A 14013-nucleotide genomic window follows, 5' to 3' on the forward strand; every position below is an offset into this window, starting at 1 on the left:
ATATAAAAGCCGTTTCCTTTGGGAAGCGGCTTTTTTAAATCAACCTATATGGAAAAAGTATTTATAGAGGATAAGGATATCAGTTGGGAATTCCCTGATCCGGGAATCCGGCGCAAGGTAATGGCGTATAATGATCAGTTGATGCTGGTAAAGGTGGATTTTGAGCAGGGAGCCGTAGGAACGTTGCATCATCATTCCCATACCCAGATCTCGCATGTGGAACGAGGTGTTTTTGAGGTGGAGATTGACGGGCGGAAGAAAATTTTGCGGGCCGGGGATGCATTTTATGTACCTTCTGACCTGGTACATGGGGTCGTTTGCCTGGAAGCGGGCGTGTTGATCGATGTGTTTAATCCCAGCCGGAAAGATTTCGTAAATTTATAGCACTCACATCTTTACAACCTAAATAGGAGGGATTGTCTCTTTTTGACAGGACATTATGACAATGAGAGAATGAGTATGATAGAAGATGAATAATTTTTTTCCTGAAATCAGGATAAGAGGGTAAAAAAATATAAAAGGAGAAAGGACGATTTGTTGTATTTCAACAGGTCGTCCTTTCTCCTTTTTTTATCGGTTTATATATCCATTTTGCCTTGATTAACGTATATAATATATATTATAAATAATTAATCCAGAAACATTTATTATTTTTATTTGACATATACTTTTATTACATTGCCGTCTGAAATATAATGAAAATTTAGAATGCAAAAAGAGGTTAATATAAATGATCTATGGGAGCGCATCACAGTTGATAGCGACTCTAAATCATTTGAGGTTTTATTCCATGAATTAAACCCCAGACTCATCAAGTTTTGCACGCTGTACGTTCATTATCAACAAGTTGCAGAAGAGATTGTATCTGATGTATTTGTGAAATGCTGGATGGACAGGGCACAGATGAAGGAAGTTCTGAAGCCTGAAACATATCTTTTTATTGCAGTTAAGAACCACGCTCTGAACTATAATAAGCGCTTTTCCAGTATGCAAATCGTCAATATTGACGATCATTCGGGAGGGGCACAGCTTATAAATAGCAGTTCTCCGGAAATGGAACTGGAGAAAAAAGAGTTGTTTTTCCAGATGGATCAGGCTATTGCGTCTTTACCGAAGCAGTGCGGGATTATTTTCCGCCTGGTGAAAGAGAACGGCATGAAATACAAGGAAGTAGGTGAAATTTTGGGTATTTCCCACCGCACGGTACATACACAGATGTTACGTGCTATGAAAAAGATGACGAAAGCCATGGACCCCTATCTGACAAAGACCGGGAACACGGCTCCAGACAATATAATTACCACATTGCTTATATTAATAATATTTATGAGTAATTAGGTTGCCGATGTATATGTTAAAATTTTTTTTAAAGCTTGTACGCATATCGCCTCTTAAAAGTTGTCCTATATATAAAGGGTTATTCCATCGGACAATGAGCGAACGTTTTTTTGAAATTGTTATTAAGGACCTGGCAGGTGATATTTCACCGCAAGAAGGCCAGGAACTGCAACATATCATGAGTGAGGATACTGTCTCCGCACGACAGTATGAGCTGTTCCGCATGTACTGGGCCCAGAATCATCATGATTATATTGATGGCAGGCAGTTATTTGAGAATGTGCAATCACGTATCAATGAGCTGGAGAAGGAAGCGGGTATTTCAGCAATGAAGCCGCTTATGCAGCCAGTTCGCAATATAAGACGGTTGGGCTGGATCACAGGAGTGGCGGCAACAGTGGCACTATTGATTACTGCAGGTGGTTATTTCTATAGTCATAGAAATACATTGGTAGCTAAATCTACGGTAAGGGGAGAGAAATCAACTTTTATCATGGAGGATGGTACCAGGGTTACATTGAATGCGGACAGCAAGCTGGAATATGCTGCTAATTTTCCAGAAAAGAATCGTGAGGTGTATTTGACCGGAGAGGCATTCTTTGATGTGCATTCGGATGCGAACAAGCCGTTTATTATTCATACGGCGAACATGAATGTGAAAGTATTGGGGACAGCATTTAATATAAAATCATATCCTAATGAAGCGTCTACAGAAGCTACACTGCTAAGAGGATCTATAGAGGTGACAGTACCCAGCAATCCTTCTGAAAGGATTTTGCTGAAGCCATCCCAAAAGTTAGTTATTCATAATGCTGAGAATCATGATTCAACCAAAACCAAATCGGTAGCAGTTAAAAATGTATATCCGGCATTAACTACCCTGAGTTATTTCCAGCAGCGTGATACGATGATCATGGAAACATCATGGCTGCAAAATAAACTGGTATTCCAGGACGAAGATTTTGAGAGTCTGGCAAAGAGAATGGAACGGTGGTACAATATCAGCATTCGCTTCAGTAAAACAGGTTCCAGGCAGTTAAGATTTACAGGTATCCTGGAGGGCGAAACCATTGCAGAAGCATTACATGCGCTGCACATGACCGAGAATTTCAATTACAGAATAGAAGATTCGACGATAGTTATATACTAAGAAGGAAGAGAACGTAATTAATCAGTAAAAAAATATCCTTTCATAATCGTGAAAGGTGAGATGAAGATCCTATGACGATGCCTATGTATTCCTATGTATTCGCCTATTCATTTCACCAGAAACAAAGTATTAACGTTTAAAATTTTGTCTATGGGAGAAAAACGCGACTACTGACAGCACGGGGATTACCGTAATAATCAACGTAGAAAAGATGCCTTATACCAGAAATAGTTTAATCACCTTTAACATCTAAGTTATGAATTTTTTCCTACGCCCCAAGGGCGTAAAGATCCCCTACGGGCTCCTAAAGCCATTACTAACTATGAAATTAACTTTCGGGTTCATTCTTTTTATGAGCCTGTCTGTTAGCGCTAATGTTTCCTCTGAAACCAAAATCACATTAAATCTCCGTTCCGCAGAATTTAAACAGGTACTCTCTGTAATAGAAAGCCAGAGCGATTACCGTTTTATGTTCAGCAACAGGAATATTCCAAGTAATAACAAACTGGATATTTCTGTAAAAGATGCACAGATTTCTACGGTGATGGATATGATTCTGGACAATTCCGGGTATACTTACCAGGAGCTGGCCAACAACCTGATTGTGATCATGCCAAAAGGTGCAAGAATGAGCTCTGTTAAAATAACAGGTAAGGTTCTGGACCAGACGGGTGAAACACTGATCGGTGCTTCAGTAAAGATCAAAGGAACTTCTGAAGGTGTAACTACCGATGAAAATGGAGCGTTCACTATCAATGTTCCGGATGATGCTGTGCTGATCATATCATATGTAGGTTTTAAGACACAGGAAATTCCTGTTGCCGGAAAAACTACATTGAACATTACCATGCAGCCGAATGAGAAGATGATGAATGAGATCGTTGTAACGGCGCTGGGTATTAAAAGAGAACAAAAAGCGCTTGGATATGCAGTTAGTACTGTAACATCTGAACAGATCAACGCTTCTGGTAACACCAACTTTGCCTCTGCCTTATATGGTAAGGCGGCTGGTGTTAAGATCACCACCGCTCCCGGTGGTGCTACCAGTGCTGTGAATGTTCAGATTCGTGGTGTTAACTCTTTGAACTATAACACACAGCCACTGTATGTAGTGGATGGTGTGCAGATCAGGAATAATAATGAGACAGGCGGTGCTGGTGGTAACACAGGCGACTACTGGTCTGATCAGCGTATTCGTGGTAATGGTATCCTCGATATTAACCCTACAGATATTGAAAATCTGACGGTATTGAAAGGAGCCAGTGCAACGGCTTTGTACGGATCGGATGCATCTAGTGGTGTGGTTGTTATCACTACTAAGAAAGGTGTTAAAGGCAGAGGACTTGGCGTTGACGTAAACTACTCAGCTACTGCGGAAAGGATAGCTTTCGCTCCCCAGTACCAGAATGTTTATGGCCCTGGTAGGGACAGAGCAATGAACTTAGCTAATGGCGCACGGGCAGATGGTTGGGTCCCTGTAGGAACAGATGGCACCGTTCGCCCCAGGTTTGAGGACTCAAGGGATTTCGGCCCTAAAATGGAAGGCCAGATGGTTCCATGGTGGGATGGTTCTATGCACCCATATTCACCACAGCCTGATAACTTTAAACAGATGTTCCAGAAGGGATACAATTCAAATTTGAATGTATCCCTTTCGAATATGAACGAGAAGGCAAATTACCGTTTCTCCTATACCCGTAGCGATTACAAGGGTATACAAATTGGTGGTGGCCAGAAGCGTAATACATTTAACCTGAACAGTACTATCAAATTACACAGTAAGATCAGCCTGGACGTTGTGGGTGGTTATGTGAACACGACTATTGTTAACCGGCCTTATTCTATGAACCGTGTTTTTGACGCATATGATGGCTTTTATAGCAGGGCTGAAGATATGGCGGTTGTATTTGATAAATACAAAACATCTCAGGGTTATAAGTATGTACCTTATAATGACTCTCAGAAAAATCCTGATGAAGCGTTGGCTTATCCTGTTAAGTATGAGCTGATGAATCTCCTCTGGATGCAGTTACGTAATACTGAGACGGAAGCACAGGACCGTTTGTTGTCTAGTGTGACCCTTAATATTGATGTTGCCAAAGGGTTGAAATTCCGTACCAGGGTTGGTAATGACTTTACCAGTATCAATACGGAAGCTAAACAATACAATGAATATCCGGTTGCGTTCAATACTACACAAAGTACCGGTGCTTATAATGTTATGAAAGGGCGTTACAGCATTGTATATGGAGACGTATTGTTAACTTATGCAAGTGATCCGGTTAAAAACTTTACTTACTCTGTTAGTGGTGGTTACCAGGGCCGTAAAGAAAACTTCAGTGATCAGAAGTCTGGTACCAATGGTGGTTTGGTTACTGCAAACTGGTTCAGTATCAATAACTCTTACCAAACACAGTCAACCTCTGAAAAACGTAGTGGTTTGCTGAAATATGCTTACCTGGGTATCTTGAACTTAGGCTACAAGGATTATCTGTTTCTTGAAGCAACTGCGCGTCAGGAGTATTCTTCTACATTACCTCCTGCTAACAATGGGTATTTCTATCCTTCAGCGAATGCGAGCTTTGTATTTACAGAAGCTTTCCATTTGCCAAGGTTCATTAACTATGGTAAAGTGCGTGCTTCTTACGGTTTAGTGGGTAATGCTCCTCCGCCATTTGAGTCTAACGTAACTTATACACAGAGACCTCTGCCAACTACTACCGGTTCCGTACCTGTATTGGTTTCACAGAGTGCCTATGGTAATGAAAATCTGAAATCTGAAAGAAAAACAGAAACTGAGTTTGGATTTGAAACAAAGATGTTTAACAGTGCAATTGGTGTGGATGTTTCTTATTATAACAGCATCGTAACTGACCTGTTAATGCGCTTGTCTGTTGCTGCAAGTAACGGTGCAAATACCAGGATCACGAACGTGGGCCGTTTGCATAGTAAGGGGCTTGAGGTTGCTTTCACTGCTACCCCGGTATCCCGTAAAGTCAAATGGAATACACGTCTGAACTTTGCTTCGAATACTTCTTCTGTAGAAGAACTGGCGCCAGGTGTAGACCGGATCGTATTTGCTGGTTTCGATTCCCAATCAGCAATGGTGGTAGCTGAAAAAGGCCAGCCTATCGGTAACATTTATGTTTATCCTCATCAGAAAGATGCTAAAGGGAATGATTTAGTCGGACCTGATGGCGTAATGATGACAGATAAGACCAAGTATATAAAAGCAGGTAACGTATTGCCTAAGGTTGTAGGTGGGTTCTCCAATACTGTTTCTTACAGGAACCTGTTTATAGATTTCATGCTGGATTACCGTTTTGGTGGTAAGATCGTTTCTCCTCCACAGAAATATGCAACAAGCGCTGGTTTGTATAAGAACACACTGAAGTACAGAGACGAAGCGAATGGTGGCATTCCTTATTATGTAGACGCTTCTGGCACTTTTGTAAGACTCCCAAGTCATACCAGCGCTTCTCCAAACGGACCAGTATATCATGATGGTGTTATTGTTGATGGGGTAAAAGCAGATGGTACAAAGAATGACAGAATCATTCAGGCTGCTACTTACTACATCTACAACTTCGACTCCAGCGATAATGGTGAACCAATGGCATTCTTGTACAAGAACGATTATATAAAATTGAGAGAGCTTGTGCTGGGGTACAATGTTTCTAAAACATTTGCCAACAAACTGCACTTCCAGAACCTGCGTGTTTCTTTGATCGGCAGAAACTTGCTGTATGTTTACAGAACCATGAAGAATCTTGATCCCGAAGCCCCATTGGGAGGTAGCTGGTTAAGACAAGGTATCGATGAAGGTTCAACCGGAGCTACACGTAGCTATGGTTTTAGTGTAAATGCAAGTTTTTAATTTTTTTAAATTGATCGGTACAAACAGTTATTTATGAAAAAGACATTAAAAAATATAAGTTGCTTTATGATGCTGGCAGTTGCTCTGGCCGGCTGTTCGAAGAGCCAACTGGAAGATAAATATAACGACCCTGACAAAACTACTAATCCATCTATCGAGAAATTGTTTTCCGGCATGATGGATAATAACAGGGTACGTCCACAATACTGGGATATACGAACAATAGTTTTTGTACATACAGGTGTTTATAGTCAGGTGAGTACGTCTTTAAATGAATCTACAGTGTACCAGGGTAACCTGACTTATCAGGGACAGCGCTGGAATGACTACTACGTTCCAAATAACTTTACCAATAACCAGGGAGATGTAAACTCCGGTTCTGGTCCTATGGCTGAGTACCGCACCATTATGCGTTTGTATAATGAAACGCCTATTGAATCCCGTTTAAATGTGCAGGTATTTACGATAGCTGCGAAAACACTGTTGCTGGACCAGACTTCACAGATGGTAGACTTGTTTGGAGACATGCCTTATACTGAAGCCGGATCACTGGACGTTTCCAATACTATCTCTAATGCAAAATTCCAGGACCAGAAAGCATTATATGATACTATCATGGCTGGCTTGAAGGATTGTGCTGATTACTTTGCAGGTACTGCTTTGAATACGAATGCCGCGGCTTCTTTTTCCGTGCAGGATTATGCTTTGCATGGCAGTCTTGATAAATGGCGCAGATATGCTAATTCATTGAGATTGCGTTTACTGATGCGTACTTCATTTGTAGATGAAGCCACTGCAAAGGCTGCTGTACAGGAGATGTTTGCAACTCCGCTCCAGTATCCACTGATTGATGGTGCTAACGTTGGAGATAATTACAGTCCGGCCAATACAGACGTAATGATCATGCAGCCTACTGTGTACACAGATAACCTGGGTAGTGCATTCAGTGACTTGCAGGCTCCGATGGGTGCACCCGATTATATGTTGAATGTAGCAATGAGCCCGGCAAATGACCCAAGGATACCTTTCATGTTTGATAAATACGGTAAAAAAGTAGGCAATACTTTTGTCCCAAATGCAACGTATAGGGCTATGCCTGGTGACTGGGGTAGTTCTACCCAGTTAGACAGTTTATCTTATTTTGCTACTTATGACTCTACTACTTTCCGTTTTAACTCTAAGTTACCAGGTATCATGATGACTGCTGCCGAAGTAAACTTCCTGAAAGCAGAAGCGGTAGAACGCTGGGGTATTACAGGACCAGGAGCATTATCTGCTGCTCAGTATTATGAATTGGGTGTTCGTCAGGCAATTGCATTCATATATTACTTATACACTACGAATTCAACTAAATATGAGGCATTGAATCAACCTTCTACTGCGACAGTAGATGCTTTCATGACTCAGCCAACAATTGCTTACACCGGTACTTCTCAGGAAAAACTGGAAAAGATATGGGTACAGAAATGGCTCCACTTTAATATCCTCCAGGCTACTCAGGCATGGTCTGAGACCAGAAGAACCGATTATCCGAAATTCCAGAGAGTGTTTGTTTCTACATTGCCCGGGTTTGAAAATGCTCCTAACCGTTTCAGGTATCCTCTTAGCGAAACTGCTTATAACACCAGTTATAAAGATGTTCAGGCAAAAGATACCCGTGACGCTAAAATATTCTGGGACGTACCACAGCCTTGATAAGGTGATTAAAGGCTATAAGGCAGGATTTATAATTTAGATGGGAACAAGGCCACAAAGCTAACAATGCGAGACATTGTTATCTTTGTGGCCTTGTCTATTTATTGATTATGAAGAGCGTATTATTGTCATGCATGCTGGTAGGGAGTTTCCTGTTCTCCTACGCACAAGTTAGTCTGGTAAAAGAGGAATTCCTGATGCAGCATCCGCCTGTACCGGCGGTCCATGCGTCTACTATCACAGAACTGCCCGGCGGGCAACTGGTGGCCTCCTGGTTTGGCGGCAGTCGTGAAAGCGCTCCTGATGTATGTATCTACACTTCTGTGTTTACAAAAGGGAAATGGTCTGCCCCGGCTATAGCTGCTACAGGGATAGTGGATGACAAAACACGCTATGCTGCCTGGAACCCGGTACTGATTACCACCAGGGCGCATAAACTGATCCTGTTCTATAAAGTTGGCCCCAATCCCAGGGAATGGTGGGGACTGATGAAATACAGTACCGACAAAGGCCGTACCTGGTCTAAAGAAGAAAAATTACCCGAAGGGATCTTAGGCCCTATCAAGAATAAACCGGTGCAACTGGCCAATGGTACTATTTTACATCCTTCCAGTACCGAAAGCAAAGACGAAAAACAATGGCATATCCATGTGGAATTGTCGGACAGCAACGGGCATAACTGGAGAAGTATTCCCATCAACTGCGATACCTTTGGGGTGATCCAGCCTTCTGCATTGTTCTATCCGGGCGGTCGCCTGCAATTGCTGTGCAGGAGCCGGCAGAACGTAATTGTACAGACATTCTCCGATGATAACGGGGAAACCTGGTCTCCATTAACCAGACAGACGATTTTGAACCCTAATTCAGGGATTGATGCCGTTACCACTAAAAGCGGGTTGCAGGTATTAATTTATAATCCTGCGAAAATGGGGGCAGACTGGTCTGACGGCCGTAACGAATTACGCGTAGCGGTTTCTAAAGACGGAGAGAACTGGCGTGATGTATATGAACTGGAAAAACAGCCTGAAGGAGAATTCAGTTATCCGGCTGTTATACAAACAAAAGACGGACTGCTGCATATAACTTATACTTATAACCGGCAGAATATTAAACATGTAGTGTTGAAATTAAAAAAGATGTAAATATGCCAGAAGTATGGATGCGGGGACCCGTTGCTGATGTCCCTGCTTTATTACAACCAGTAGCACATGCTTTATTACAGGCACAGGAAGAAATACATGCATTGGTGGCTGGCTTTCCTGATGAATTGCTGTGGCAGCAACCTGCCGGAGTAGCTGCTGTCGGCTTCCATCTGCAACATATTACGGGCGTACTGGACCGCATGTATACATATGCTGCCGGTGAGGCTTTATCTGAAACTCAACTGGCCTGTTTATCTGCAGAGGGAAAACCTGCGGGAGATCTGAGCTCATTGTTAACCGCACTCGATACAAGACTGCAAACATTTATTGATCAGTTAAAAACAACGGAAGAAAGTAGTTTGACAGATGCCAGAACAGTAGGCCGTAAAAAACTGCCAACAACCCTGATAGGGCTGCTTTTTCACGCAGCAGAACATACTATGCGGCATACGGGTCAGTTACATGTAACCGTTCGCGTTATACAGCATTTATTCTGACTTTTATTCATCAAATAATGATAGCTGATTATTGGGTTTCTCAGTCTGTATTATCTCATTGAAATTAGAAAGAGAGATACCCAGTAAACGGATCTTTTTATCTTCCGGATAAGTAGCTAATAATAATTGTTTAGCTGTTTTTGTGATGATGTCAAGTGCGTTAACAGGGTATGGGAAAGACTGGTTGCGGGTAATTTGCCTGAAGTCGCTGTATTTTATTTTAAGCGTAATAGTCCTGCCTTTTAATCCATATTTCAGCAAACGTTCGTGTACCGTTCTGGCAATTTTATCCAACTCCGGATTCATCTCTTCTATCGTTGTGAGATCATAGGCAAAGGTATCTTCAGCGCCCAGCGATTTGGTTTCGCGATGAGGTTGTACTTCCCGGTTATCAATCCCTCTCACTATCTTATAATAAAATCCACCTGCTTTTCCGAAGTGCTGGCGTAAATCATTTTCTGAGAGTTTTTTCAGATCGGCCCCTGTATGCAGCCCCATCTTTTTCATTTTATCCGCGGTTACTCTTCCCACACCAAAGAATTTCTCTACGGGTAATTTTTCCATGAATTCTTCTATGGAAGAAGGACCTATGAATGTAAGTCCGTCCGGTTTGTTGAGATCAGACGCTATTTTGGCTACGAATTTATTGATGGAGACACCGGCGGATGCTGTTAATTGCAGTTCATCTTTGATAGCTTGTTTGATCTGCCTGGCAATTTCAATGGCGGAACCTATCTGCAGTTTATCTACGGTAACATCCAGGAATGCTTCATCTAATGACAGGGGTTCTATCAGGTCTGTATAACGACTGAATATTTCACGGATTTTGCGGGAAGATTCTTTGTAGGCATCGAAGCGGGGGCGGATGAAAATAACATCCGGACAGAGTTGTTGTGCGCGTTTTGATGGCATCGCAGAGCGGATGCCGAATTTGCGTGCTTCATAACTGGCGGTAGCCACAACGCCGCCTCTGCCTTCAGGAGAACCGCCTACTACAATGGCCTTGCCTCGGTATTCGGGATTGTCCCGCTGCTCGACGGACGCGTAGAAAGCATCCATATCAATATGGATGATTTTACGCTGTTTGTTATTTTCTTCATTTTCCATAGCACGCAGGTAATACAAAGATATCTTAACCTGCTGATAAAGTTCAGGACTGGCTTATGGGCCAGTCCTGGTAATTATTTATGAGGTTATGCCTTGTATACAGAGCTGTCTTCATCTGCGCTTGGTCCATAACTTCCCGGAATGGGAACGTCCAGCAATCGCAGGAAAACGCCTAACTGAGCCCTGTGATGCACCGTCTGGCAGTAGGCCATACGGATCGTTTCTCCCTTTGTGGATTCGCTGATGATGAAGTCGCCATTGCGTAATACCCAGGGTTCGTCCAGTTGTGAGAGGCTTGCTTTTTCCAGTTCGGCTTTTCCACTGGCAAATGACTTATCGAATAATTCGAGTACGCCGGAGGTATCCTTAATCCCAGCAGGTTTATAATCCATTTTTGAAAAATCAAGTTCATCTGTAGTGAGTGCCATACTTACCCAGCCTGGTAATTCTGCAATATGATTGGATAGCTGCATGATAGTCATGCTTTTGGGATGAGGTTGCCAATCGTATTTGTCGTTGGGTATACGGGAAAGCATTTTGCGGGTGGTGGCTGCTTCCTGTTCAAGTTCTGCTAACAATGATTTGATGATATCCATGGTTATATGTTTTTGTATATAGCAAAGAAACGATGGGGAAGTGACAACAGTATGTCAGTAGGATTTTAAAAAGTTTATTGTTCCAGTACAGCTATATAATCTTTTTCGAATGTTTCGCCATAAATGGCCTGGTATTCCTTTGTAAAATTGCTGTAGAGGGCTTTGGCGGTGGAATGCTGACGAAGGGCTACCAGTGCGCGGCATTTGAACATAATGGCTTCTTCACAGAGTGAATCGAAGTGGAGGATACAATTACATACGGCGATGATGAATCCCGGGTCAGGGGCCTGATCTTCCAGGAACTGTGTCAGTACCGGAATGATGTCTGCAGAGATATCTGATTTGAATTTATCCAGCCAGGAGTATTCTGTTTCGCCAAGGAAGATGCCTCTGCCGGTAATCCTGACTAACTCCTCAATGTCTTTATTGGATAGTAAGTGATAGAAATTTTGCAGGTCTATATCAACGGTACCTTCGCTAAATAATAACAGCCATTTCCCATTTTCTTTAATAAGGGTGTATTCACCTATTTTATCGAGGATATTCTTCAGCTTTACCATGTTTACAGAACGGTTGTTCTTGGCGTCTTTCACTGATCTTCCCGCCCATAGTATTTCATTGATCTTTTCTGATGAGATACCGGTTTTGTTTGTCACAGAATGAAGCAGTAACAACAGGAACAGTTCTTTTAAAAGCGGACTGAATAGTTTGCTGATATCCTCCCCGGTTTTATCTATAACGGTGAAGTCCCCGAATAGTAATATGGCAGGTTTAGGCAGTATTTCCGGAACAGGGATTTCTTCCTGTACATTGATGGCAATAAATGCAGGCTTCACTACCACTTTTTTCTTTCTTTTGATAATACTTAAAAAGGCGACTATCCCCAGCAGCAGGCAGGCCAGCGGCGTCCACAAATAAGAGTTTTTTTCAGATACTGTATGTGGGGTCAGTTCAGAAGGTGGAAAGAGGATAGTATAAATCTGTACTCTTGTGGTGTTGTTCTCTGAAAATAATATAACCGTTATTAGTTTCTCATTTTGCTGATCATAGAAAAGTTCTGCCCTGGATTTGACATCAAAATACCGGAAAGGGATGGAACTGGCCAGCCGGGTATATACCGGTTTGCTTAAAGATCCTTTTATGAGTTGAAGAGATGACTGAGAGCGGTCGTTCGCAAAAGTAAGTGCATAATAACACTGCTGATGTGTATCGATGATCATGGAGTTCCCAAAGACAAATGGTTGTGCGGGTTCCGGTAACTCGTATATCTTCTTAAATGTTTTATGCTTTACATCAAAGAGGGTAAGATCGTAGAGGTTATGCGGATTGAGCAGCTGATCTCCTTTTAAACTGCCGTACCCACCGATGATATAAGCGGAGTCTCCATTGATATTAGCGCCTAAAGCTGCCATATACCGGGGCGTAAAGTGATCTCCTGTGACTTTGAGAGTTTCCCAGGTCTTACCGGCGCGTTGCACTTCATTTTTGTAATGATAGTCGCCATACCCGCCAAAGATATAAATGGAGCTGTCGTAACGGGAGAAGAACCTGTTTGAATGCCAGTAGCGGGTTACACTTTCTGCATTGGTAACATTATCCCACGTGTGGTGAGTGGAATCATAGCGGGCCACTTTTTTCTCATCTACTAAAAAATTACATATCTGGTGCGTCTGTTCATCAAAAACGGCAATGTTACCGGAAGAAAGCCCTCTGGGCCGGGCCAGTTTACTGGTTGTAAGGTTATTGTTATTGGAGATGTAGATGGAATCGCTGCCATTAATATATAAGGTACCGGTGCGGTGGTCGTAGGCGACACTTGCATTTCCTTTTATTACAAAGTCGCGGGTTTTATTCCATTCATGATAGGTATGTGCCAGCCATACCGGGTTATTGATGAAGGCAACCTTTTTATTTACCAGGTCAGTATCGGTGTTCCCGTTCGTTTGATTAAGCGCCCAGTGATATTGTAATTGATCTTCCTGATAAATCTTTATATCCTTTAAGCGCATAGGAGGAAGATCGAAGAATGTCAATTCCTTATAATGATTAACGCCGAAGAATATCTTTAGCTGATGCCCCGGGGAGAGAGCTGTAATGGCGCTATCGATGGTCTGACCGTTTAAAGAGAGCTTAATTAAGCGCTTGTTAATGTTGAAGTCCAGCCGTACATGCTGCCATTGGTGGCATATCTTATCGAAATCGGCTTTAAAAGAGATACCGGAGAATTCATTTCCGGTCACGAGATTGAACGACTGGTTATGTACATCATATACAAGATCTATATTCTGGTCTTTATTATCAACCATGCGGAAAACATAGCCAAAATAAGAAGGTGCATTGGGAGTAAGCGAGAGATCAAATGTCAGGGAAAACTCATTTTTCACATCCATAGCAGTACCGGGGAAGAGCTCCAGTGTGGTGCGGTATTCCTGTGCAATTCCTTTGCTGGCAAATTCCAGCCCATACTTCTCCTGGGCGGTAGTGGGCAATGGCATTAAACATATTAATGTCAGGAAGATGAATAAAGATGTGGCAAGCCCTGGCATATTCCGGCTGTAATACATGACGTTGCAAACTTAATCCTTCTATGTTAACTTAACTTTAACAATGC

At 42.3% G+C, this 14013-nt stretch carries 10 protein-coding genes; 7 read left to right on the forward strand and 3 right to left on the reverse strand.

Features of this window, described 5'->3' with window-relative positions; translation table 11 throughout:
* Nucleotides 1-48: 48 nt before the first annotated feature.
* The 7 genes from GO495_RS00365 (at nucleotide 49) to GO495_RS00395 (ending at nucleotide 9699) form a co-directional block, all read left to right on the forward strand.
* On the forward strand, nucleotides 49-384 hold the full coding sequence (locus tag GO495_RS00365; protein WP_157297726.1) for a cupin domain-containing protein: 336 nt from the start codon (nucleotides 49-51) through the stop codon (nucleotides 382-384).
* A 324-nt stretch (nucleotides 385-708) separates the two neighbouring features.
* Nucleotides 709-1338 carry an RNA polymerase sigma-70 factor gene (locus GO495_RS00370; RefSeq protein ID WP_157297727.1) on the forward strand — a complete coding sequence of 210 codons (630 nt, stop codon included), beginning with the start codon at nucleotides 709-711 and terminating at the stop codon, nucleotides 1336-1338.
* Between the two features lie 94 nt (nucleotides 1339-1432).
* On the forward strand, nucleotides 1433-2488 hold the full coding sequence (locus tag GO495_RS00375; protein WP_170302608.1) for a FecR family protein: 1056 nt from the start codon (nucleotides 1433-1435) through the stop codon (nucleotides 2486-2488).
* Between the two features lie 322 nt (nucleotides 2489-2810).
* On the forward strand, nucleotides 2811-6365 hold the full coding sequence (locus GO495_RS00380; RefSeq protein ID WP_157297729.1) for a SusC/RagA family TonB-linked outer membrane protein: 3555 nt from the start codon (nucleotides 2811-2813) through the stop codon (nucleotides 6363-6365).
* Nucleotides 6366-6398: 33 nt separating this feature from the next.
* On the forward strand, nucleotides 6399-8060 hold the full coding sequence (locus GO495_RS00385; protein ID WP_157297730.1) for a SusD/RagB family nutrient-binding outer membrane lipoprotein: 1662 nt from the start codon (nucleotides 6399-6401) through the stop codon (nucleotides 8058-8060).
* A 110-nt stretch (nucleotides 8061-8170) separates the two neighbouring features.
* Complete coding sequence (locus tag GO495_RS00390; protein WP_157297731.1) at nucleotides 8171-9202, forward strand: sialidase family protein; 1032 nt, start codon at nucleotides 8171-8173, stop codon at nucleotides 9200-9202.
* Nucleotides 9203-9204: 2 nt separating this feature from the next.
* Nucleotides 9205-9699 carry a DinB family protein gene (locus GO495_RS00395; protein ID WP_157297732.1) on the forward strand — a complete coding sequence of 165 codons (495 nt, stop codon included), beginning with the start codon at nucleotides 9205-9207 and terminating at the stop codon, nucleotides 9697-9699.
* A 3-nt stretch (nucleotides 9700-9702) separates the two neighbouring features.
* Here GO495_RS00395 and dinB read toward each other — a convergent pair whose 3' ends face one another.
* The 3 genes from dinB to GO495_RS00410 form a co-directional block, all read right to left on the reverse strand.
* A complete protein-coding gene (dinB, locus tag GO495_RS00400; RefSeq protein WP_157297733.1) occupies nucleotides 9703-10806 on the reverse strand; it encodes a DNA polymerase IV in 1104 nt (367 codons plus the stop codon).
* 86 nt (nucleotides 10807-10892) lie between these two features.
* A complete protein-coding gene (locus GO495_RS00405) occupies nucleotides 10893-11402 on the reverse strand; it encodes a DinB family protein (protein WP_157297734.1) in 510 nt (169 codons plus the stop codon).
* A 74-nt stretch (nucleotides 11403-11476) separates the two neighbouring features.
* The gene (locus tag GO495_RS00410) at nucleotides 11477-13948 is read right to left on the reverse strand and encodes a Kelch repeat-containing protein (protein WP_170302609.1); all 2472 of its coding nucleotides are present in this window, start codon (nucleotides 13946-13948) and stop codon (nucleotides 11477-11479) included.
* Nucleotides 13949-14013: the final 65 nt, after the last annotated feature.

The organism is Chitinophaga oryziterrae, assembly GCF_009758125.1.
Classification (GTDB): Bacteria; Bacteroidota; Bacteroidia; order Chitinophagales; family Chitinophagaceae; genus Chitinophaga; species Chitinophaga oryziterrae.